Genomic DNA, 20,713 nt, shown 5'->3' on the forward strand with positions numbered 1-20,713 from the left:
CCTCACCCCTCCTCGGGCTTGACCGCCAGCACCGGTTTGCGGCAGGACAGCAGCAGCCGCTGGGCGGTACTGCCGAGAAGCAACTTGCCGACGGGTGTGCGGTCGCGGACCCCGATCACCAGCAGTTGCGCCTCGTCGGGCTCCATGGCGTCCAGGATCACGTCGACGGTCTCGTCGCCGACCGTCTGCCTGATCTCGTGCTCGACGCCGCTTCCGGACAACTTCTCCTCCAGCGCCTCGAGCTGTGCCCGGGCGGCGAACGACCGGTCGGCGAGGGCATCGCCCCTGGAGGTGTTGATCACGAGAAGTGAGGTGCCGCGCAACCGGGCCTCGGCGATGCCGTGGTCGACGGCGGCTCCGCCGTACCGGTCCGGGGTGAATCCGACGACGATCATGCGTGGGCCTTCTCTCGGGTCTCGCTGGAGTCGTCACCGGGGGTGCCGGCCGGAATCACGGCAGGCCGGCGCGAGTGGACGAACCGGGCGGCGAGCGGCGCGACGAGCAGCAGTGCGATGACGATGTAGACGACGATGGCGACGGGTTCGGTGACGAGGCTGCCCCAGTCGCCGCCCCCGAGCTGCAAGCTCTGGCGGAGTTGGCGTTCGATGCGCGGCCCGAGGATCACCCCGATGATCAACGGCAGGACCGGAAGACCGAACCGGCGCATCATGAGCCCGAGCAGGCCGAACGTCAGCAGCAGGGCGAGGTCGAGCCACTGCAGGTTGACGGCGAACGCGCCGAGCGCGGCGAAGAACAGGATGCCGGCATACAGATACGGCCGGGGCGTGCGGAGCAGCTTGGCCCACAGCGGGGCAAGGGGAAGGTTGAGGACGAGCAGGAGGAAGTTGCCGATGAACAGGCTCGCGATCAGCGTCCAGATCAGCAGCGGTTCCTTCTCGAACAGCGTCGGCCCGGGCTGGATTCCGTACGACACGAAGGCGGTCAGCATCACCGCGGCGGTCGCATTGGTCGGCAGACCCAGCGACAGCATCGGCACGAGGGTGCCCGCCGCGGAGGCGTTGTTCGCCGCCTCCGGTCCCGCGACGCCTTCGATGGCGCCCTTGCCGAACTCGTCCTTGTGCTTCGACAGCTTCTTCTCGGTGATGTACGAGAGGAAGGTCGGCAGCTCGGCACCACCCGCCGGCAGCGCGCCGAACGGGAATCCGTATGCGGTGCCGCGCAACCACGGCTTCCACGACCGCTTCCAGTCGCTGCGGCCCATCCACGGACGGCCGACCGGGATGACCTCGGCGGGGCGGCGGCGCAGGTGCGCGGCCACCCACAGCGCCTCACCGACCGCGAACACCGCGACCGCGACGACGACGATGTCGATGCCGTCGGACAGCTGCGGAATGCCGAAGGTGGCGCGGGGCTGCCCGGTGAGGAAGTCGATTCCGACCAGTCCGATCGCGAGGCCCAGGAACAGCGAGATGCAGCCCCGGAGCTTGGAACTGCCGAGGACGGCGGTGACGGCGACCAGCGCGAGCAGCATGATCGCCAGATACGACGGCGCACCGAGAGTCACGGCGAAGCGCGACACCGCGGGAGCGAAGAGCACCAGCAGCATCGTGCCGATCGATCCGGCGACGAACGAGCCGATGGCGGCGGTGGCGAGGGCCTGCGCCGCGCGCCCGGCTCTCGCCATCCGGTTGCCCTCGATCGCGGTGATCACGGAGGACGACTCCCCCGGGGTGTTGAGCAGGATCGAGGTCGTCGACCCGCCGTACATTCCGCCGTAGTAGATGCCGGCGAACATGATGAACGCGGCGCTCGGGCTCACGTTGTAGGTGACGGGCAGCAGCAGCGCCACCGTCATCGCGGGCCCGATGCCCGGCAGTACTCCGACCGCGGTCCCCAGCAGGACACCGAGACACGCGTAGAGCAGGTTCATCGGGGTCGCCGCCTGCTCGAACCCCTGCAGCAGCCAGGTCAATGTGTCCATGTCACAGAATTCCGTCCAGAATGCCTGCGGGCAGCGGTATTCCGAGCCCGACGTAGAATGCGTAGAAGCTGCCGAACCCGAGGACCGCCCCGATCACGAGACTGCGCACGTAGTGCCTGTTTCCCAGGACCGTCGCGGCGCCGGCGAACAACAGGGTTCCGGTGATCGCCCACCCCAGCGGGCCGACGAGGGCGATCGTCGCGACGAACAACGCGACCAGCAGCCCGACCGTGCGCCAGTCCCCGGGCGACGACAGGTCCACGTCCTCTCCGCCGTCCTCCTCGCCGGTCGATCCCCACAGGATCGCCGCTGCGAGCGCCACCGCGCAGACGACGAGTCCGGTGCCGACGACCATCGGGAACAGCCGAGGCCCCACCGGGTCGACCTTGACGAAACCCGCTGTCAGAGTGAGCGCGTCGACGATCAGGAAGACTCCCACCGCCACGAGCACACCGCAGACGACGAACTGGGCCGGATCCTTCATCCGGCGGGCCGGCGTCGCATCGGCCGCTGCCCGCGTACTCATGCCAGCCCCAGCTCGGACAGCGTGGACGAAACCCGCTCGTCCTGCTCTTCGAGGAACCGCTCGAACTCCGGTCCGGTCGCGAACGCGTCGCTCCACCCGTTCTTCACCAGAGCCTCCTTCCATGCCGGGGTGTCGTGCAACTTCGCGAGCGCCTCCACCATTGCCGCCTTGGCCTCGTCCGAAATTCCGGGCGGCGCAAGGATTCCGCGCCAGTTGGTGAAGGTCAGATCGATGCCCGCCTCACGGAGCGTCGGTGCGTCGATGCCGGGAACGCGCTCGTTGCCCGACACCGCGAGGACCCGGACCTGGCCCGCCTCGATCTGGTCGACGTACTCGCCGAGCCCCGACGTGCCCGCGGTGATCTTCTCGCCGAGCAGCGCGGTCAGCAGATCACCGCCGCCGTCGTAGGACACGAAGTTCACTGCCTTCGGATCCACTCCCACCGCACGTGCCGTCTCCATCGGGAACAGGTGGTCGGGACCTCCGGGTGACGATCCACCGCCGATCGTGATCGCCGACGGGTCGGCGCGCCACGCGGCGACGAAGTCGTCGACGGTGCGCAACGGCGAGTCCGCGGGGACGAGAATGCCCTCCTGCTCCTCGACCATCCTGGCCAGGGCCGTAGCGTCGGACACCCGGGCCGTCGAGCCGTTCGTGTAGCCGGCGCCGACCACCCCGAGGCCCATCATCATCATGAGGTCGTCGTTGCCCGCCTCGTTCATGAGCCGGGCCATCGCCACCGTTCCGCCTGCGCCGATGACGTTGAAGACCTCCACGCGGCCGGTGATGCCGTCGTCCTCCATGATCTTCACCGCCGTCCGGGCGGTGAGGTCGTAGCCTCCGCCGGGGCTGTTGGGAACCATCATCCGCACCCGGTGCAGACCCTCGTCCTCGCCGCGGGTGACGCCGCATCCGGCAACGAGAATCCCCGCGAGCACGAGCAGTAGGACCGCACGTACGCGGCCTCCGCCGGCTGTCCTGGACATCGTTCCTTCTTTCGCCGAAAAATGTGACCTTCGGCAATACTGAACCCGTCAGTGAGTCACGTCACTCTTGAGTACGAAACGGAACTTGAGTTCATTGTGGTCACCACGTCCCCTCCGTATCCGCAGCCTCGCCGGGCAGGTTCTGCTCCTTCAGCTCGCCGTCGTGGCGGTGGTGCTGCTGGCGGTCGCCGCGGTGTCGGTGCACCAGTCGACCGTCGGATTCCGCGACCTGCAGGGTCAGCGGATGATCGCGGTCGCCGAGAACGTGGCCTCGACGCCCGTGGTGCGGGAACTGCTGTCCGCACCGTCCGCCGGCACGGTTCTCGCGCCCGAAGTGGACCGCGCCGTGAACCTGTCCGGGGCGACGCTCGCCGAGATCGTGACCGCCGACGGCACGGTCCTCGTGTCGTCGGACCCGACCCGGCTCGGCGCGGCTGCGGAACTCGGGGCCAGCGACGTGGCAAGCGGCCGGGCCTGGTCCGGTGACGTGGTCGTCGACGGCCGTCGGGCCATCGCGGGACACGTCCCGATCCTGTCGCCGGCCGGGTCCGTGCTCGCGATCGTGGCGGTGAGCGACGACTACCCGTCCCTGTGGGACCTCCTCAGCAGCGCCGGAGCCCGGTTGCTGCTGTATCTCGGCATCGGCGCCGGGCTCGGGCTCCTCGGCTCGTGGCTGTTGTCGCGACGGATCAAGACCCACACCCGGGGGCTCGAGATCGCCGAGATCGCCAACCTCGCCGACCACCGCGAGGCGCTGCTGCACAACATCCGCGAGGGCGTGGTGGCGGTGAACACCGAGGGCGTCATCACCGTTCTCAACGACAGCGCACAGGAGCTGCTCGACCTCACCGCGGACGCCGTCGGCCGCCGCGTCGACGACGTCGACCTCGAACCCGCGGTCCGTCAGTACCTGCTCAGCGGGGACGACAGCGGCGACGTCGTGCTGTCGACGGCGTCCCGGGTGCTGGCGCTCAGTCGCCGGACCGCGACGAGCCGGGGACAGCGGATCGGCACCGTCACCACGATGCGCGACAGCACCGAGCTGGCGTCGCTGCAGAGCCAGCTGTCGTCGCACAAGAGTGTCACCGACACCCTCCGGGCCCAGACCCACGAATTCGCCAATCAGCTCCACACCATCTCGGGGCTCACCCAACTCGGCGACTACGACGCCGTCACCGACTTCGTCGGAACTCTCACCAGGCGCCGAGCGGAAATCAGTGACGCTGTGACGCAGCGTATTTCCGACCCCGCCGTGGCCGCCCTGCTCATCGCGAAGACATCGCTCGCCGCGGAGACCGGAGTGACCCTGGTCCTCGAGCCCGATTCGCGCCTGCGGGCCCTCGACCCCGAACTCGCCACCGACGTCATCACCGTCCTCGGCAATCTCGTCGACAACGCCGTCGACGTGTCGCAGGGCGGGCGGGACGCGCGGATCTCCGTCCGCATCACCGACTCCGACGGCATCACGGTCGAGGTCGCCGATTCGGGTCCCGGCGTGCCCGATTCCCTGCGGGAGGAGATCTTCGCCCGGGGCGTCACGTCCAAACCCGACACGCCCGGGGGACGCGGGGTCGGACTGGCGCTGGTGCGACTGGTCAGCGCCCAGCACGGCGGATCGGCTACCGTCTCCGATGCCCCGGTCACCGGCGGCGCCTTGTTCACCGTCCACATCCCGCGCAGTAAGGATGGCTGACCATGCACGACCGTCCAGGATCGGACGAGGCGGCGACGCACAAGGTCGTCGTCGTGGACGACGACTTCATGGTCGCGGAGATCCACCGTCGATTCGTGGACCGGACAAAGGGATTCACCACGGTTGCGGTGGCACACAGCGGCGCGGAGGCGCTCGACGCCGCGCGGACCACCGCACCCGACCTCCTCCTGCTCGACGTCTACCTGCCCGACATGTCGGGACTCGACGTCCTTCAGCGGCTGCGCGCCGAGGGCGACGCCGTCGCCGTCATCATGATCACCGCCGCCCGGGAGATCGATACCGTCGGTCGCGCCCTGCACGGCGGAGCGACCGACTACCTGGTCAAGCCGTTCGAGTACGCGCAGCTCCGGGAGAAGCTCGAGCACTTCCGGCGCCGAGCGCACGAGCTCGCGACCCAGACGAGCGCCGACCAGACGTTCATCGACTCCCTGTTCGGTGCCGGCGGCAAGGCCGCCGAACCCGTACGGCTGCCGAAGGGACTGAGCGCCGAAACCGGCCGGCTGATCCTCGACACGGTCCGCGCCCGCGGCGAACTGTCCGCCACCGAGTGCGCGGAGCTGGCCGGGTTGTCGCGGGTGAGCGTGCGCCGCTACCTCGAGCACTACCTGGACGCAGGCCTGCTCGAACTGCGTCTCGAATACGGCGGCACCGGCCGGCCGGTCCGCCGCTACCGGCCCGCCGGGCACTGACCCCGGGCCGCATCCCGTGAGTGTTCCGCGGGTTGCAGGTGCACGACGGAGCGGTAGAACGCGAGGTGCGCGGCCGCCGCGTCGTCCCAGGTGTGGGCCGCGGCGAGCGCCCGCCCCCGGTGTGTCCGCGCGGCGTCGGGCGGCTCGGTGAGGGCGCCGGCCATCCCCCGGTGCGTCGACGCGAACCGGACGGTGTCGCCGAACACCTCGCGCAGCACCGGCAGATCCCGCGCCACCACGGGCACTCCGGCGGCCAGGGCCTCCATCGCGGCGAGCCCGAAGCCCTCCTTCGTGGACAGGAACGCGAACACCGACGCCTGCGCGACCAACGCCGGCAGCGCGTCCTCGGCCACCGTCCCCAGGATCGTCGGATCCACGTCCAGTTCCGTGCAGCGACGGTCGAATTCGGCTCGGTACGGCCGGTAGTCGAACAACGTCTCGCCGCCGGCGAACACCAGCCGCATCCCGGGCCGCTCACGGCGCAGCAGGGCGAACGCCTCCACCAGATCGATGCTGCCCTTGCGGGGCTCGATGCCACCGACGGCCAGCACGTACTCCCCCAGCTGCGCCCGCCACCGGGCCCGCGCCGCCCTGTCGTGCTCGGCGCGCGAGAAGCGGTGCGCGTCGACGCCGTTGGCGATGACCGTGGGCGTGAAACCCCAGCCCGCGCGGACCTCCTCGGCGACCGCACGCGAGACGCAGATCCGCGCATACGGTTCGGCGACGGCCCGTTCGTGACAGGCGGCGAGCTGCGGCGTGGTGAACCGGTCGAGGTGGTGGATCGTGCGGATGCACCGGTTTCCGACGGCGTTGGCGCTGATGCAGTCCTGCGCGTGCACCACGTCGTACCTGCCGGGGGTGAACGCCGCGCCGAGCGCGGCGATCGAACGCATGATGCGCTCCCCGACCCCCTCCCCCTCCACCCCGGCGAACGGGACGACGCGCACCCGCACGGCCGGGTCGACGGCGCGGAAGAACCCGTCGTCGCCGCCGCGCCCGAGCGTCCACACGGCGACGTCGTGGCCCGTCCGGGCCAGGGCCTCGGCAAGATTGAGGGTGTGGACGACACCGCCGCGCGGCTTGGTGGAGTACGTGAGCAGAGCGATCCTCACCCGATGTCCCCCTTCTCGTCGAGCAGTCCCCGATAGGTGTCCACGCGCCGCTCGGCCAGGTGGTGCAGCACCCGGCGGGCCCGTTCCACCTCGACCTCGACGTCGATGTCGACGACGGCGAGCCCGCCCTTGGTGCCCGTGCGGGCGAGCACCTCGCCACCCGGGCCGACGATCTTCGCCTGCCCGAGGAAGCGCATGCCGCCCTGCATCCCGGTCTGATTGGACGAGACGAGCACGACCTGGTTCTCGGCGGCGCGGGCCGCGTCGTACAGGTCGAACAGCCGGGACTGCCGGTCCTGCGGCAGCCGGGCCGCCCGGTCGGTGACGCTCGCGGGCCACGCCGACAGCGCGGCGACGATCCGTGCGCCGTCCAGCGCCAGCGTGCGGGCGGACTCGGGGAACGTCTTGTCGTAGTCGATCAGCATCCCCATGCGGCCCACCGGGGTGTCGAAGGCCTCGAACCGGTCGCCCGGCGCGTAGGCGAGGAATTCCCCGGCCGGCTGGTGCACCTTGCGGTGGGTGCCGAGAATCCCGTCGCCGGTGACGCAGGCGGCGGCGTTGTACCGCAGATCCCCGTCCCGTTCGGTGTAGCCGACGCACACGGTCATCTCGCCCGCCATCCGGGCGAGCGCGTCGAGTTCGGGTCCGTCCCGCCACAGTGCGGGCGGCAGGTCGTCCGGGTCGGGCCGGCGCAGGTCCGAGATGTACCCGCCGAGGCACGCGTCGGGCAGCACCAGCAGCTCGATGCGGTCCCGTCGCGCGGACTCGATCAGGGTCTCCAGTTTGAGCAGGGCCCGCGGCACGTCGCGTCCGAAGTGACCGGCCAGGGCGGCGATGCGCGTCATGCGGCGCCCGTCAGGCCGGGGCGCCGATCGAGGCCCGCAGTCCGGCCTCGAGCTCGATCCGGTCCGCGAGGTGTTCGGCGTCGCGCGCGATTCCGGCGAACCGTCCCGATCCCCACGTGTGCAGCCAGGGCAGGCCCAGGAAGTACAGGCCGGGCACCGAGGTCACGCCCCGATTGTGGCACGGCAGACCGGCACCGTCGAAGACCCCGGCGTGCAGCCAGCGGTAGTTCGTCCGGAATCCGATCGACCAGATCACCGAGCCGATCCCGGCGGTGTCCAGGTCCAGGCCGGTGGGTTCCTCGGCGGGTCGCCACACCGGGACGTACCGCTCCTCCGGCGGGGCGTCGATGCCCTCCCGCGCGATGTGGTCGTCGATCATGTCCTTGATGCTCTCGGCCACGGCGTCGGCCGCGTCGAGCGACGCGCCGAGGGTGGGCGCCACACGCAGCACTCCGTCGTCCACACCGAGCAGCCTGCCGTAGAGGCGCATCCCCTCGAGGGCGAAGGACCGCAGGTCGATGTCGCGACCGCCGTCGCGGCCCGTGACGTAGTGATTGGTGTTCTCCCGTTTGGCGGTTCCGCCGGGGTGTTCGGCGATGGGCACGTCATAGGTGCCCATGTCGTGCAGCCAGGCCACGCAGTCCCGCCCGCGGTAGAACCGCGCCACCCGCGGTGCGCTCCCGGTCACCAGGTGGACCTGCCGGCCGGCGAGCATGAGGTCCTCGGCGATCTGCGCGCCGGACTGCCCGTTGCCGACCACCAGCACCGCACCGTCCGGCAGCGCGGACGCCGACCTGTACCGCGAGGAGTGCAGCTGGGTGAGGTGCGCGGGCAGCTTCTCCGCGTACCGCGGCACCACGGGCTCGTGGTAGCCGCCGGTGGCGACGACGACCTGCCGCGCCCGGATCGGGCCTGCGGTGGTCTGCACATCGAAGCCGCCGCCGGCCGCCTGCGTCACCGACGTGACCGCGACGCCCTCGCGCACCGGCGGGTGGAAGGTGCCGGCGTAGCCGCGGACGAACGCGTACGTCTCGTCGCGGGTCATGAACCCGTCCGGATCGTCGCCGCGGTAGCTGTAGCCGGGCAGGTTGCATTGCCAGTTGGGGGTGACGAGGGTGAAGTTGTCCCACCGGCTGTCGCGCCACTCGTGGGCGATGCCGTCCCGTTCGAGCACCACATGGTCGATGCCCCGCTGCACGAGGTGCCAGCTGACGGACAGACCGGCCTGGCCCCCGCCCACGACGACGACGTCACGGTTCTCGATCATCGGACTGTTCCTTCCGGTCGGTGGGCTGCGCCGGCGCCGCCCGGCGCGGCGTCGACGGTGGGCGGATCCAGGGCCAGCACCCGCACGACGGCATCGGGTTCGTAACGACCGGCCGCCGCCTCGATCTCCGCGAGTGTCGCGGCCGCGGAGGTGCAGTACATGCCGAACTTGACGCGCACGCGTTCGCTCGCCTCGGTGAGGGCCAGGCGAGTGCGGTCGACGAAGTCCCGGACGGCGTACTCCGCGCCCGCGGTCAGATGGTCGTGCATCACCAGGGACGGCGAGTAGTACTCGCCGGCGCGGCCGTCGGGCCACCGCACCGTGCAGGTCATTTCAGGCATGGGCCGGCACACCTGCGCCGCGGAGGGACGCCGGCCGCTGCTCGCGGCTCAGCTGCGTCCCGGTCACCAGGTTGGGGGCCACCACGTCGCCGTAGACCTCGGGCCGCCGGTCCCGCAGGTTGTACATGCCGCCGCCGCGGATCGCGTCGAGTTCGGCGCGCACGTCGAGCCGGGCGGACGCGAGGCCGGGGTCGGTGCCGGTGGTCGCCAGGATCTCCCCACCCGGCCCGACGATCTTGGCGCTGCACACGAACCGCAGCGACCCGAAGGTGCCGGCCTGGTTGGACGCCACCCACACCACCTGGTTCTCGGTGGCCCGGGCCCGGTCGTAGATGTCGAAGCGCTGCGTCCACCGATCGTCCGCGAGAGCCGCGGCCTGCGCGGTCCGGGCCGTCGGCCAGGCGGACAGCGACGTGACGATCTCCGCGCCGTCGAGCGCCAGGGCGCGGGCCGCCTCGGGGAACGCCTTGTCGTAGCAGATCTGCATGCCCATCCGGCCGATCGGCGTGTCGAACGCCGCGTAGCGGTCGCCGGCGTCGTAGCAGAGGTTCTCGCCCAGCGGCTGGTGCACCTTGCGGTAGGAGCCGAGGATGCCGTCGCCGTGCAGCGTCACGGCCGCGTTGTAGCGGGTCGGCCCGTCGGCCTCGCAGAAGCCCAGGGTCACCACGAGGTCGCCGGCGAGGTCCACGACCCGCCGCAGTTCCGGTCCGTCGAGTGCGAGCGCCGGCGGCAGCGCGCGCAGGCGCCGCTCCCGCGCCGCCTCGCTCTCGTCGCCACCGCCGAGGCTCGGCAGGTACCCGCCGAGGCACGCTTCGGGCAGCACCAGCAGGTCGCTGCCGCGGGCGCGGGCCTGGTCGATCAGTGCCGCGATCGTCGCGTAGGACTGCTCCATGTCGCGGCCGAATTCCGCCGCCGCGACCGAGATTCCGATCTCGCTCATGCTCTTCCCAATCCTGTGACGGTGCCGTGCACCGCGTTCGTGATCATGCCGTCGGGCCAGCGCAGGCCGACCCCCGGTCGTGTGGTCAGTTCCCCGCACACCGCGGACACAGCCGGTCCGCTCGGCGGCGTGGGGCGTCCGGGCCGGTCCGCGGTCACCATCGCGAAGCCCGGGAAGCACGCCATCCAGTCGCCCATCGTCGCGCCCGCCGGCCGGGGAATCCTCGCGACGTCGAGGACGGCGCCGACGCCGCTCGCTTCGGCCAGCATCCCGACGGTGCCGGCGAGTCCAGCCATGCTCACGTCCTTGGCCGCCGCCGGCCGCGCGCGGCGGACGAAGGACCCGAGCAGCGCGAGCTCCTCGGACGTGCACGTCGAGGTGGAATCCCATTGCTGTCCGGTGTATCCCGGTCGCCACCGGCCGCGCAGGTCCACGGTGAGGCGGAGGTCGTGGCCCGCGGAGCCACCGCCCGCCGGGATCGGCTCGGCCGCCGCGCCGAGCGCGGTGACCGACAGCGCGGCGGGGACGCCGAGCTGGGTGTGGCCACCGAGGATCGGCACGTTCCACATCCGGCCGGCGTGCGCCAGCCCGCGGAGCACGCGGGTGAGCACCGAGCGGTTGGGGGCGCCGACGGCGTCGAGCATCCCGACCGGCGTCGCACCCATCGCGGACAGGTCGTTGAGGTTGACCAGGGCCGCGCACCAGCCCGCCCACTCGGGATCGCGCTGGACCATCGCCGGCACGATCGCGTCGCACGCCGCGACGAGGTCGCTGCCGGGGACGGGCGCACCGTCGTCACCACGAAACCCGTTGCCACCGAGCCCGTCCGGATCCCGGTCCAACGGCGCCAAGACCTGCGCCAGGACCGATTTCGTGGACCGGACGAGCCGTTCGATGCGGTCGAGCGGCCACTGCATCAGCACATGCGGGGCACCGGCGACGACGACGTCGTCCCGGCGGACCCAACCGAGTCGGGTGAACATCGGCTCGTTGGGTGCCTGCACGGTCGCGTCGAAGCGCAGCACGCCGTGGGACTCGGCGTACGCGCAGGCCGCGCGGACGAGGGCCCGGCCGATGCCGCCGCCGTGGCGGCTGCGGCTGTCGACGACCAGGCGGCTGCCGGTCCACCAGCCGAGGTCCACGCCGTCGGTGGCCGGGGCGAGCCGCACCCCGCCGAGGACGGCGCCGTCGGGTGCGGCAGCGACCAGGACGACGGTGCGGGGATCGTCGTCGAGGTCGTCCCGGTCGCTGCCCGCGAACAGTCCCTGCTCGAGCACGAACGTCTCGCGGCGCAGCCGGTGGTAGGCGGCCACGTCGCCGGCGTGGGCCGCCGCGCGCACGAGGAAGCCGGGCGGCGGCGCCGGTGCGGGACCGGCGAGCACCGCGGGGTCGAACAGTTCGGTGGTCCGGGAACCGGATTCGGATGTCATGTCAGCCTCCCGCGTTCTGCAGCACGCTGCACGCGCCGCACGCGGCGCATCCGGCCTTCTGGTCGGAGCCGGCCATGCCCGCCGCCCGCAGCTGCGCGGCGACGCGCCGGGTGACGTCCTCGAGCAGCGTCGCGTCGGGGGCCGTCGCCCCGTCGACGTCGACGGCGAGGGTGCCGGCGAGGGGCCGGAACGGCACCACGAACGGGTAGACCCCCATCGCGATGAGTTCGGCTGCGCCGGCGACGAGTTCGTCGGCGTCCTCGCCGAGTCCGACGAGCAGGTAGGTGGAGACCTGATTGCGCCCGAAGACGCGCACGGCCTCGGCCCACGCCGCCCGGTACTCGGCGAGCGGAACCGTCGCCTTGCCCGGCATCCAGCGCCGGCGCACGCCGTCGTCGAGGGATTCGACGTGGATGCCGATCGAGTCGGCGCCCGCCCGGCGCAGGTCGGTGAGGGTGGCGAGATCGCCGGGCGGTTCGCACTGCACCTGGACGGCGAGGTGCGGCACGGCCGCCTTGACCGCGCGCACGCAGCGGGCCAGGTGGCGGGCGCCCCGGTCCGTCCCGGCGGAGGTGCCCGTGGTCATGATCATCTGGGTGACCCCGTCGAGGTGGACCGCGGCCGCGGCGACCTCGGCGAGCTGCTCGGGACGTTTGACCGCGACCGTCGAACCCGCCGCCAGCGACGCCTCGATCGAGCAGAAGCGGCAGCGCTGGTCGGGGTCGTACCGGATACAGGTCTGCACCACGGTGGTGGCCAGGACGTCGGCGCCGTGCAGGCGGGCGATCTTCTCGTAGGAGACGCCGTCCGCGGTCTGCAGGTCGTAGAACCTGGGCCGGCGCACCGGCTCGACGTCGAGGCCCATGTCCGTTCCGTCCAGCAGCAGCCGGGTGCCGTCCACCGTGTACGGGCTGTCGGACCGGATAGGGATCGCGCCGCCCACCCCGCCGATCAGGACGTGCCCGTCGTCGCTCGGGCCGGCGCCGGAACGCCTGTGCACCGGCGCCTCGAGGGACCGGATGCCGCGGACGGCCAGGTCGACCCGGGTCGAGAGACCGCTCATGGTGTCACCCTTCAGACCATGTAGGTGGAGTTGATGATGGCGCCCTTGCGGGCGTAGTGGATGATCGCGTCCTGCACGTCCAGGGGGTGGGCGGGAATGGCGCCCTCGATCAGGTCCTCCTCCCGGTGCCCGTGCAGCGCGAGGCCGAACCGGCACACGAAGACCTTGCCGCCCTCCGTGATGAAGGTGGTCAGCGCGTCGTTGATGTTCTGCTCACCCGGGAACCCGTTGTCACCTGTCGTCGGGAAGCCGCGTGTGGCAACGGCATTCATCGCTCCGGTGCCGTAGAAGTAGATGGCCGACTCGAAGCCCTTGCGCAGCGCGCGCGTGGCCTGCAGGACCGCGACGAAGCTCACCGACGACTCGTGGGCGATGCCGTGCACGAGGGTGAAGTAGCACTCGCCGTCCTCGGCCCGATAGTCGGGGAAGATCTTGGTCGAGCCGTAGAGGTTGGTGCCCTTGGGCAGTGCCGGATGGGGGATCTCGGCCAGGGACCTGGCGATGTTGTCGGCAATGGTCTGCTCGATGTCGGTCACTGAGTTCTCCTCGGAGATCGGTGGATTCGGCGGGCGCGCCGGTGATCTCGCCCGGCTGCGGCCTGCAATCAGTAGACGTGCAGTCGATTTCGCGTTGGTCATCCCTGGAACAACGCCGCATTTCGTGGAGCTCACATCGGCCGGAATCCCGTCATCGCCGCGTAACACCGCCGCCGGGAGGGTGCGCGGCAGCGGGTGCGAGGCGACGGCAATGGGCAGGTCACCGGTTGGGTAGCATCGAGACCATGAGCACGGAGGCCCGCCCGCAGTCGGCCGGGGTCGAAGCCGGGTCGGCGAGGGCGACGGACGACCCGCTCGCCCTGGACCGTCAGGTCTGCTTCGCGCTCGCCGTCGCCAACCGGGCGGTGCTCTCGGTGTACCGGCCGGTGCTCGAGCCGCTCGGCCTGACCCACCCGCAGTACCTGGTGATGCTGGCCCTGTGGGGCGACGCCCCGATGTCGGTGAAGGAGATCGGCCGGGCCCTGCAGCTGGACTCCCCCACCCTGTCGCCGTTGCTCAAGCGGCTCGAGTCGACCGGGTTGATCACCCGCACCCGCAGCCCGCTGGACGAGCGGCAACTCGTCGTCGACCTGACCGACGAAGGCCGGGCCCTGCGGGCGCGGGCCGCGACGGTCCCGGAGACGGTCGTCCGCAAGCTCGGCGTGAGCCTGGCCGAGCTGGAGGAACTGCACGACGTGCTCACCCGCATCAACGCCGCGGCGCTGAAGGCCGGCGCGCTGCACCACGACTGAACCGCTCGCACCCCCCACCCCCGTGCGCGGCGGCGTCCACCATGCGGGAAACCCCAGAAGAACAATTACGGAACAGTAACGAACTCTCTCCATCGTCGCATCGACCGGATCCCGCGTGCGCTCTGTGGGTACGCAGGGACGGTTGTCCGAACGAAGGGAAGTGTCGTGAGCACCACCAACGCCGGCCGGAAGGGTGAGCCCCAGGAGGTCCCACCGGGGCATCTACGGCGCGCCATCAGCGCCTCTGCCATGGGGAACTTCACCGAGTGGTTCGACTACGGCGTGTACGCCTACACCGCCACCTACATCGCCGGCGCGTTCTTCCCCGACGATCTCGAGTCGGCAACCCTGCTCACCCTCGGCGTCTTCGCCGTGTCCTTCCTCGTCCGTCCCCTCGGCGGGCTGGTGTGGGGCCCCCTCGGCGACCGCCTCGGCCGCCGGCAGGTGCTCGCGCTCACGATCATCCTGATGGGCACCGCGACCGTCCTGCTGGGCGCCGTCCCGTCGTACGCGTCCATCGGGTTCTGGGCGCCGCTGCTGCTGGTTCTGCTGCGCATGATCCAGGGCTTCTCGACCGGCGGCGAGTACGGCGGCGCCGCGACGTTCATGGCCGAGTACTCCCCCGACCGCAAGCGCGGGTTCTTCGGCAGCTTCCTGGAGTTCGGCACCCTCGGCGGGTTCTCGTTCGGCGCGCTCATCGTGTTGTTCGTCGACCTGGTCTCCACCGACGCGTTCATGAGCACGTGGGGCTGGCGTCTGCCGTTCTTCGTCGCCGGACCGCTCGCCCTGGTGGGCCTGTACCTGCGGTCCAGGCTCGACGACACCCCGGTGTTCCGGGAACTCGAAGCCGAGGGCGCCGTCGAGCACGACACCGGCACGCAGTTCAAGGACCTGCTCGTGCAGTACCGGCGGCCCATCCTGACCCTGATGGGCCTGGTCGTCGCCCTCAACGTCTGCAACTACACCCTGCTGAGCTACATGCCCACCTACCTCGAGAACCGCATCGGGCTGTCGAGCACCGCGTCGCTGTTCCTCGTCGTGATCGGCCAGCTCGCGATGATGGCCGTCATCCCGTTCGCGGGCGCCCTGTCCGACCGGATCGGCCGCAAGCCGATGTGGACGATCTCGATGGGCGGCCTGCTGCTCTTCGCGGTTCCCATGTACAAGCTCATGAGCATCAGCTTCGGGTGGGCGATCGTCGCGTTCACCGTCCTCGGTCTGCTGTACGTCCTGCAGCTGTCGACCATCTCGGCGACATTCCCGGCCATGTTCCCCACCCACGTGCGCTTCGCCGGCTTCGCGATCGCCTACAACGTCTCGACGTCGCTGTTCGGCGGGACCGCACCGGCGGTCAACGAGTGGCTGGTGGAACGGACCGGCAACGACCTGGTGCCCGCCTTCTACATGATGGGGGCATGCGTCGTCGGCCTCGTCGCGCTGTACTTCGTGGCAGAGACGGCCGGGGCTTCCCTGCGCGGGCGCGGCATCCCCGGCGTCGACACCGAACCCCACCCGACGGCGCTGTCGAAGGCCTGACATCCGCCGAACACCTTCTCCGGAGGGGTCTTTCGATCGACCCCCGGGGCCGGGTACGCGACCGCCCCGGCTCAGGTCGACGTTACGGCGCGGGTCATCGCGGCACGTAAAGCGACGTCGCGCGGATCGTTTCGAGACTTGCCCATGCGGTTGCAGACGTAGCCGTAGCCGATCCCGGCATCCGGATCGGCGTAGCCGAAGGAGCCGCCGGCACCGGGCGCGCCGAACGACCGGGGCCCGCCGAAAGACCAGTCGGGACTCGGGCGCATGAAACCGAGGGAGAACCGGATGTCCCCGAGCATGCACGCGTCGTGGAATCCGTTCCGGGGCGGCACCGGCGGGGCCGTCAGTTCGTGCAGCGTGTCCGGGCGCATGCCGAGTTCCGCACCGCCGGTGGCCAGGACGCCGTAGGCGTGCGCCAGGGCGCGTGCCGTGCCCACGCCTCCGCCGGACGGTGCCTCCAGATCGCGTGCGTAGATCGTGTCCGCGTCCATTGCCACGAGCGTTCCCGGGTTGGCGACCAGCGAGCGGTAGAACACCGACCGCTTGTTCAGGAACGCCGGAAACAGCCGCGGCGACAGCTCAGCGAGGTTCAGGAAGGGGTTCCGCATCACCAGCGGGGCAAGTCGGGCGTCGGGAACGGAGGCCGGGAGACGGATGTAGAACTCCAGCCCCAGCGGGGTCGCGATCTCGTCCTGGAAGACCTGCCCCAGCGTGCGGTGCTGCGGGTCGACCCGGCGAACGAGTTCACCCTGATAGAAGCCGAGGCTGATCGCGTGGTAGGCCTGCCGCGCCCCCGGCTCCCACTCCGGTCTCTGGCGAGCCATGATCGCGGCCAGCCGGTCCGGATCGGCAATGACCCCGACATCCACCGGCTCGTCGAAACCGAACAGCCCGGCCTGGTGGGCCAGCAGTTGGCGGACGGTGATCCGTTCCTTGCCGTTCTGCGCGAACTCGGGCCAGTAGGTGCAGACGCGCTCGTCGAAATCGAGCCATCCACGGGAATGGGCCAGCGCGACGGTCATGGCGGCCATCCCCTTCGTGGCGGAGAACACCAGCGCCATGGTGTCCCGTTCCCAGGGTTCGCCGGTCGCCTTGTCCCGTACCCCGCCCCACAGATCGACCACCTTCTCGCCGCGGTAGTAGACGCAGCAGGCAGCGCCCAACTCCCCACGGCGGGCGAAGTTCTCGGCAAACGCCTGCCGTACGGCCGCGAAGTCGCTGCGCGCGTATCCGTGAATCCCCGGATGTACGGACTTTCGAGCGGACACGGTCGTCTCCTCTCGCGCGGGCTCGGCACCCGGTTACCGACGGTCCGGCACGGGGCCGCTCACAGCTTGTAGCCGATCGTGCGCAGCAGGGCTTTACGGTCGGCGACGTCGGAACTCGACTCCACGCGGGCAGGCGGCCGCCCGTCGATCATCCCGGCGATCTCCCGACGAGGTTCATGTCGTCCGACTCGTCGACCGCCACGATCTGCAACTCCACGACCGCCTCCTCGAACGCCTGCGACTCGCCGGGTCGCCGTCCACAGACAGTCTCCCGCGCCCGGGAGACGAGGGCAATGCAGTCGCCGGCCGGGGCAGGCGCCCATCGGGCACATGTCCGCCGCATCAGGGATGAGGGAGGATGGTGCGGTGACCGATTCCTCCCGTTCCCCGGTGAGCCGGCTCCGCAGGCGCGGACGTTCCGGCCGCGCTGTCGTCCTCGTCGGCTCGCTCGCCTCGGCCCTGACCGTTGGCATCCTGTGGCTGCGGTCGGGCCAGGGCGTCAGCGCGTCGGCGTGGCGTGACGACGAAGTGGGCCCGGACGATCTGGCCGGGTGAGTCCGGAGGATTCACCCGGCCTCAATCGGAACCCACACTCAGCGCCGCGCGGATCGTCTCGGCGGTCCCGTCGAGTACGGTGCGGTTCGGCGTGCGCGGCACCGCCCGCAGCCCGAACCCGTCGCCGCGACGCCGCGGAACGACGTGCAGGTGTACGTGGAACACCTCCTGGCCGGCGGCGACGCCGTCGGCCAGGAAGAGGTTGACCCCCTCGATCGGGAGCGAACTCGCGCGCAGTGCGGTGGCGATGCGCCGGCCCGCGTCGAACACCCGCGCGCCGTCCTGCGGATCGAGGTGCGCGAGACCGGACGCGTGACGCTTCGGGATCACCAGCAGGTGTCCCGGTGTGAACGGGCGAATGTCCATGAACGCCAACACGTCCGGTTCGTCCAGCACGATGCTCGCCGGCGCGGTGCCGGCGACGATCGCGCAGAACACGCAGTCGCTCACGCACTCTCCTGGACGGGTGCCGGCCGCCGGACGCCCTCGAGGAGCTGCAGCAGCTGCGCCTGCACCTCCGGCCGTTCGCGGACCGGGTCGTCGCTGTGGGCGAGGTAGAGCATGGCCTCCTCCACGGCCGCGACGATCATGTGCGCCAGCGCCGAGGACTGCGGGGCCGGCTCACCGCTGCGCCGCGCGATGGCCCGCAGCGCGCGCTCGGTGATCATGATGGTGTTCTTGCGGTGCCCCTCCCGCACCTCCGCCCAGCCCAGCACCGCGGGAGCCTCGATGAGCAGCAATCGGCGGATCGCCGGGTCGTACACGACGTCGAGCGAGGCGAGCACCGCCGCGGTGAACGAGTCCCACGGATCGTTCCCCTCGATCGCCGCGAGCGTCTCCTCGGTCTCCACCTGCATCCGTTCCACGACGCCGCGGAACAGGTCCCGCTTGTTCGCGAAGTGGTGGTAGAGCGCCCCGCGGGTCACGCCCGCGACGGCGACGATCTCCTCGGTCGCCGCCGCGGCGTATCCGTCGCGGAGGAAGACCTCCGTCGCGGCGTCGAGCAGCGCGGCTCGTGTCCGCACCGCATCCCGAATTCGTACGGAATTACCCGGCTTCCCAGCCAACATCTTCTCCCCTGCACTTCGGCTACCCCCATCTGACAAATCCCCCGGCAGCCCGTTCCGGACGATCCCTACAGGATCGGCGCCGGCGTGTACTTCGCGGCGTCCGGGTACTGCTCGACGAGGTCCTGCACCGCCGCAACGACGGTGGCGACCTGCGCCTCCGCGGCCCCGACGAACGCCGACCGGTCGGCCAGCGCGGCGTCGAGAGCCGCTCGATCCAGTGGCAGCCGCTCGTCGGCGGCCAGCCGGTCCAGCAGGTCCGGCTCGCGGCCCTGCTCGCGCATCGCCAGCGCCACGGCGACCGCATGCTCCTTGATGACCTCGTGGGCCGTCTCGCGGCCCACGCCCGCGCGCACCGCCGCCATGAGCACCTTGGTGGTGGCCAGGAACGGCAGGTAGCGGTTGAGCTCCTTCTCGATCACCGCCGGGTACGCGCCGAACTCGGCGAGGACCGTCAGGAACGTCTCCATCAGGCCGTCGAGGGCGAAGAAGGCGTCGGGCAGTGCGACGCGCCGCACGACCGAGCAGAACACGTCGCCCTCGTTCCACTGCGCGCCGGCGAGCTCGGCGGCCATCGACGCATACCCGCGCAGCACCACCTGCAGGCCGTTGACACGCTCGCAGGAACGGGTGTTCATCTTGTGCGGCATCGCGGACGAGCCGACCTGGCCCGGCTGGAAGCCCTCGGTGACGAGCTCGTGCCCGGCCATCAGGCGGACGGTGTGCGCGAACGACGACGGCCCGGCCGCGACCTGCACGAGCGCGGAGAGCACGTCGTGGTCCAGCGAGCGCGGATAGACCTGACCGACGCTGGTGAGCACGTTCGCGAACCCGAGGTGCTCGGCGACCGTCGCCTCGAGACGCGCGAGCTTGCCGGCGTCGCCGCCGAGCAGGTCCAGCATGTCCTGCGCGGTGCCCATGGGGCCCTTGATGCCGCGCAGCGGGTACCGGGCGATCAGCTCGCGCAACCGGGTGAGCGCGATGAGCAGCTCGTCGGCGGCGGACGCGAACCGCTTGCCGAGGGTGGTGGCCTGCGCGGCGACGTTGTGCGACCGGCCCGCCATCACCAGCGCCGAGTACTCGGCGGCGCGGTCGGCCAGCCGCGCGGCGATCGCGACGCCGTGGGCGTGCACGTGCTCGAGGGAGCGCAGGATCTGCAGCTGTTCGACGTTCTCGGTGAGGTCGCGGCTGGTCATGCCCTTGTGCACGTGCTCGTGGCCGGCGAGGGCGTTGAACTCCTCGATGCGGGCCTTCACGTCGTGGCGGGTGACGCGCTCGCGGGCCGCGATCGACTCGAGGTCGACCTGCTCGAGCACCCGCTCGTAGTCGGCCAGGGCCTCCTGCGGGACGTCGATCCCGAGTTCCGCCTGCGCCCGGAGGACCGCCAGCCACAGCTGGCGCTCGAGCACGATCTTGTGCTCCGGCGACCACAGCGCTGTCAGGTCCGGGCTGGCATAACGGGTGGCAAGAACGTTCGGGATGCGACTCACAGGACATCAGTTTACGGCGCCCCGTCACGCCTCCTGTTCGGCAGGCGGTGCCACCCGCTCCACGACGTCGGGCAGGATGCCCCGCGCGAGGGCCCGCGGATCGGGCTCGAGATCGCCGAGCGCGCCGAGCACGGCCCCGTCGACGACCGCGACGAGCCGCCGCAACTGCGGCTCGTGCACCGAGCGCCCGCACCGCTGCAGCAGGTCCGTGAGCAGCTGATCGATCTGCACGCGCAACTCATGCTGGACGTCGCGCAGTTCGGGGTGCCGGGCGGTGGCGACGCACCGTTCGTAGCGGGCGATGAGGCGCTCGCGTTCGATCTCGCCGACCCCGCCGGGGCCGACGAGCAGGTCGACGATCAGGTCCGCGGTGGACTCGGGGCTGCGGTCGCTCGGCGGGACGCACTGCACCCGCGAGCGCATCGCGTCGAGCTCGCGCCGCCCGTTGTGCTGCACCGCGCTCGCGATCAGGTCGTCGAGGGAATGGAAGTAGTAGGTGGTCGAGGCGAGCGGAAGTCCGGCGCGGTGCGCGACGGCGCGGTGCCGGACGGCATCGATCCCGCCCTCGAGGATCAGGTCGGCCGCCGCCTCGACGAGCGCCTGGCGGCGCCGTTCGCCCTTCGGGGTGGCTGCGATCGACACCCTTGTCAT

22 protein-coding genes and 1 pseudogene are annotated in these 20,713 nt (G+C 70.9%); 5 read left to right on the plus strand and 18 right to left on the minus strand.

Annotated features, from left to right (window positions below; translation table 11 throughout):
• Nucleotides 1-2: 2 nt before the first annotated feature.
• The 4 genes from A4U64_RS19870 to A4U64_RS19885 are packed head-to-tail and all read right to left on the minus strand — an operon-like array spanning nucleotide 3 to nucleotide 3,454.
• Nucleotides 3-395: a universal stress protein gene (locus A4U64_RS19870; RefSeq protein ID WP_029541295.1), complete on the minus strand. Its 393-nt coding sequence runs from the start codon at nucleotides 393-395 to the stop codon at nucleotides 3-5.
• The gene (locus tag A4U64_RS19875) at nucleotides 392-1,942 is read right to left on the minus strand and encodes a tripartite tricarboxylate transporter permease (protein WP_006931890.1); all 1,551 of its coding nucleotides are present in this window, start codon (nucleotides 1,940-1,942) and stop codon (nucleotides 392-394) included. The genes A4U64_RS19870 and A4U64_RS19875 overlap by 4 nt, the downstream gene beginning before the upstream one ends.
• Nucleotide 1,943: 1 nt before the next feature.
• Complete coding sequence (locus A4U64_RS19880) at nucleotides 1,944-2,468, minus strand: tripartite tricarboxylate transporter TctB family protein (protein ID WP_006931888.1); 525 nt, start codon at nucleotides 2,466-2,468, stop codon at nucleotides 1,944-1,946.
• Nucleotides 2,465-3,454 carry a Bug family tripartite tricarboxylate transporter substrate binding protein gene (locus A4U64_RS19885; protein ID WP_006931886.1) on the minus strand — a complete coding sequence of 330 codons (990 nt, stop codon included), beginning with the start codon at nucleotides 3,452-3,454 and terminating at the stop codon, nucleotides 2,465-2,467. Before A4U64_RS19885 ends, A4U64_RS19880 begins: the two co-directional genes overlap by 4 nt.
• 67 nt (nucleotides 3,455-3,521) lie before the next feature.
• On the opposite strand from A4U64_RS19885, the gene A4U64_RS19890 reads away from it, so the two are divergent.
• Nucleotides 3,522-5,147 (plus strand): sensor histidine kinase, encoded by a 1,626-nt coding sequence (locus A4U64_RS19890; protein WP_065923011.1) that lies wholly within the window; start codon nucleotides 3,522-3,524, stop codon nucleotides 5,145-5,147.
• Nucleotides 5,148-5,149: 2 nt separating this feature from the next.
• Nucleotides 5,150-5,857, plus strand: a complete 708-nt coding sequence (locus A4U64_RS19895) for a response regulator (RefSeq protein WP_029541286.1) — start codon at nucleotides 5,150-5,152, stop codon at nucleotides 5,855-5,857.
• On the opposite strand, the gene A4U64_RS19900 is transcribed toward A4U64_RS19895, so the two are convergent.
• Genes A4U64_RS19900 through A4U64_RS19935 form a run of 8 tightly spaced genes read right to left on the minus strand, consistent with a single transcriptional unit; the run spans nucleotide 5,836 to nucleotide 13,391 of the window.
• The gene (locus A4U64_RS19900; RefSeq protein WP_065923012.1) at nucleotides 5,836-6,969 is read right to left on the minus strand and encodes an MSMEG_0565 family glycosyltransferase; all 1,134 of its coding nucleotides are present in this window, start codon (nucleotides 6,967-6,969) and stop codon (nucleotides 5,836-5,838) included. The genes A4U64_RS19895 and A4U64_RS19900 overlap by 22 nt on opposite strands.
• Entirely contained in the window at nucleotides 6,966-7,814 is an 849-nt protein-coding gene (locus tag A4U64_RS19905; protein WP_006931879.1) for a carbon-nitrogen hydrolase family protein, read from the minus strand. Before A4U64_RS19905 ends, A4U64_RS19900 begins: the two co-directional genes overlap by 4 nt.
• Nucleotides 7,815-7,824: 10 nt before the next feature.
• Nucleotides 7,825-9,081 (minus strand): MSMEG_0569 family flavin-dependent oxidoreductase, encoded by a 1,257-nt coding sequence (locus tag A4U64_RS19910; protein WP_029541279.1) that lies wholly within the window; start codon nucleotides 9,079-9,081, stop codon nucleotides 7,825-7,827.
• Nucleotides 9,078-9,422 carry an MSMEG_0570 family nitrogen starvation response protein gene (locus tag A4U64_RS19915; protein WP_065923013.1) on the minus strand — a complete coding sequence of 115 codons (345 nt, stop codon included), beginning with the start codon at nucleotides 9,420-9,422 and terminating at the stop codon, nucleotides 9,078-9,080. The genes A4U64_RS19910 and A4U64_RS19915 overlap by 4 nt, the downstream gene beginning before the upstream one ends.
• Nucleotides 9,415-10,362 (minus strand): carbon-nitrogen hydrolase family protein, encoded by a 948-nt coding sequence (locus tag A4U64_RS19920; RefSeq protein ID WP_006931873.1) that lies wholly within the window; start codon nucleotides 10,360-10,362, stop codon nucleotides 9,415-9,417. Before A4U64_RS19920 ends, A4U64_RS19915 begins: the two co-directional genes overlap by 8 nt.
• Nucleotides 10,359-11,792 carry an MSMEG_0567/sll0787 family protein gene (locus tag A4U64_RS19925; protein ID WP_050034611.1) on the minus strand — a complete coding sequence of 478 codons (1,434 nt, stop codon included), beginning with the start codon at nucleotides 11,790-11,792 and terminating at the stop codon, nucleotides 10,359-10,361. The genes A4U64_RS19920 and A4U64_RS19925 overlap by 4 nt, the downstream gene beginning before the upstream one ends.
• Before the next feature lies 1 nt (nucleotide 11,793).
• Nucleotides 11,794-12,855, minus strand: coding sequence for an MSMEG_0568 family radical SAM protein (locus A4U64_RS19930; RefSeq protein ID WP_050034610.1), 1,062 nt, complete (start codon nucleotides 12,853-12,855; stop codon nucleotides 11,794-11,796).
• 11 nt (nucleotides 12,856-12,866) lie between these two features.
• A complete protein-coding gene (locus tag A4U64_RS19935; protein WP_006931869.1) occupies nucleotides 12,867-13,391 on the minus strand; it encodes an MSMEG_0572/Sll0783 family nitrogen starvation response protein in 525 nt (174 codons plus the stop codon).
• Between the two features lie 245 nt (nucleotides 13,392-13,636).
• Between A4U64_RS19935 and A4U64_RS19940 the strand changes: the two genes are divergently transcribed.
• Nucleotides 13,637-14,143 (plus strand): MarR family winged helix-turn-helix transcriptional regulator, encoded by a 507-nt coding sequence (locus tag A4U64_RS19940; protein WP_050034609.1) that lies wholly within the window; start codon nucleotides 13,637-13,639, stop codon nucleotides 14,141-14,143.
• Between the two features lie 249 nt (nucleotides 14,144-14,392).
• Nucleotides 14,393-15,679 carry an MFS transporter gene (locus A4U64_RS19945; RefSeq protein WP_232334203.1) on the plus strand — a complete coding sequence of 429 codons (1,287 nt, stop codon included), beginning with the start codon at nucleotides 14,393-14,395 and terminating at the stop codon, nucleotides 15,677-15,679.
• 71 nt (nucleotides 15,680-15,750) lie between these two features.
• On the opposite strand, the gene A4U64_RS19950 is transcribed toward A4U64_RS19945, so the two are convergent.
• Nucleotides 15,751-16,950, minus strand: coding sequence for an EstA family serine hydrolase (locus A4U64_RS19950; RefSeq protein ID WP_029541258.1), 1,200 nt, complete (start codon nucleotides 16,948-16,950; stop codon nucleotides 15,751-15,753).
• Between the two features lie 59 nt (nucleotides 16,951-17,009).
• Nucleotides 17,010-17,117, minus strand: a pseudogene (locus A4U64_RS29135) (adenosine-specific kinase); the annotation flags it as partial.
• 199 nt (nucleotides 17,118-17,316) lie between these two features.
• Between A4U64_RS29135 and A4U64_RS19960 the strand changes: the two are divergent.
• Nucleotides 17,317-17,505, plus strand: coding sequence for a hypothetical protein (locus A4U64_RS19960; protein ID WP_029541253.1), 189 nt, complete (start codon nucleotides 17,317-17,319; stop codon nucleotides 17,503-17,505).
• Between the two features lie 21 nt (nucleotides 17,506-17,526).
• On the opposite strand, the gene A4U64_RS19965 is transcribed toward A4U64_RS19960, so the two are convergent.
• From A4U64_RS19965 to A4U64_RS19980, 4 genes are all read right to left on the minus strand, one after another.
• On the minus strand, nucleotides 17,527-17,955 hold the full coding sequence (locus A4U64_RS19965; protein WP_006931860.1) for an HIT family protein: 429 nt from the start codon (nucleotides 17,953-17,955) through the stop codon (nucleotides 17,527-17,529).
• Entirely contained in the window at nucleotides 17,952-18,530 is a 579-nt protein-coding gene (locus A4U64_RS19970; RefSeq protein ID WP_006931853.1) for a TetR/AcrR family transcriptional regulator, read from the minus strand. Before A4U64_RS19970 ends, A4U64_RS19965 begins: the two co-directional genes overlap by 4 nt.
• A 110-nt stretch (nucleotides 18,531-18,640) precedes the next feature.
• The gene (purB, locus tag A4U64_RS19975; RefSeq protein ID WP_043801500.1) at nucleotides 18,641-20,062 is read right to left on the minus strand and encodes an adenylosuccinate lyase; all 1,422 of its coding nucleotides are present in this window, start codon (nucleotides 20,060-20,062) and stop codon (nucleotides 18,641-18,643) included.
• 24 nt (nucleotides 20,063-20,086) lie between these two features.
• Nucleotides 20,087-20,704 (minus strand): TetR/AcrR family transcriptional regulator, encoded by a 618-nt coding sequence (locus tag A4U64_RS19980; protein ID WP_029541237.1) that lies wholly within the window; start codon nucleotides 20,702-20,704, stop codon nucleotides 20,087-20,089.
• Nucleotides 20,705-20,713: the final 9 nt, after the last annotated feature.

The organism is Rhodococcus sp. WB1, assembly GCF_001700945.1.
GTDB classification, from domain to species: domain Bacteria; phylum Actinomycetota; class Actinomycetes; order Mycobacteriales; family Mycobacteriaceae; genus Rhodococcus; species Rhodococcus aetherivorans.

Excerpts from the sequence above, each read along its gene's own strand:
- A4U64_RS19945 (WP_232334203.1), top strand. The coding sequence starts at position 14,393 with ATGGGGAACTTCACCGAGTGGTTCGACTACGGCGTGTACGCCTACACC.
- A4U64_RS19880 (WP_006931888.1), bottom strand. The coding sequence starts at position 2,468 with ATGAGTACGCGGGCAGCGGCCGATGCGACGCCGGCCCGCCGGATGAAG.
- A4U64_RS19925 (WP_050034611.1), bottom strand. The coding sequence starts at position 11,792 with ATGACATCCGAATCCGGTTCCCGGACCACCGAACTGTTCGACCCCGCG.
- A4U64_RS19920 (WP_006931873.1), bottom strand. The coding sequence starts at position 10,362 with ATGAGCGAGATCGGAATCTCGGTCGCGGCGGCGGAATTCGGCCGCGAC.
- A4U64_RS19895 (WP_029541286.1), top strand. The coding sequence starts at position 5,150 with ATGCACGACCGTCCAGGATCGGACGAGGCGGCGACGCACAAGGTCGTC.
- A4U64_RS19875 (WP_006931890.1), bottom strand. The coding sequence starts at position 1,942 with ATGGACACATTGACCTGGCTGCTGCAGGGGTTCGAGCAGGCGGCGACC.
- A4U64_RS19915 (WP_065923013.1), bottom strand. The coding sequence starts at position 9,422 with ATGCCTGAAATGACCTGCACGGTGCGGTGGCCCGACGGCCGCGCCGGC.
- A4U64_RS19870 (WP_029541295.1), bottom strand. The coding sequence starts at position 395 with ATGATCGTCGTCGGATTCACCCCGGACCGGTACGGCGGAGCCGCCGTC.
- A4U64_RS19885 (WP_006931886.1), bottom strand. The coding sequence starts at position 3,454 with ATGTCCAGGACAGCCGGCGGAGGCCGCGTACGTGCGGTCCTACTGCTC.
- A4U64_RS19905 (WP_006931879.1), bottom strand. The coding sequence starts at position 7,814 with ATGACGCGCATCGCCGCCCTGGCCGGTCACTTCGGACGCGACGTGCCG.
- A4U64_RS19910 (WP_029541279.1), bottom strand. The coding sequence starts at position 9,081 with ATGATCGAGAACCGTGACGTCGTCGTCGTGGGCGGGGGCCAGGCCGGT.
- A4U64_RS19940 (WP_050034609.1), top strand. The coding sequence starts at position 13,637 with ATGAGCACGGAGGCCCGCCCGCAGTCGGCCGGGGTCGAAGCCGGGTCG.
- A4U64_RS19930 (WP_050034610.1), bottom strand. The coding sequence starts at position 12,855 with ATGAGCGGTCTCTCGACCCGGGTCGACCTGGCCGTCCGCGGCATCCGG.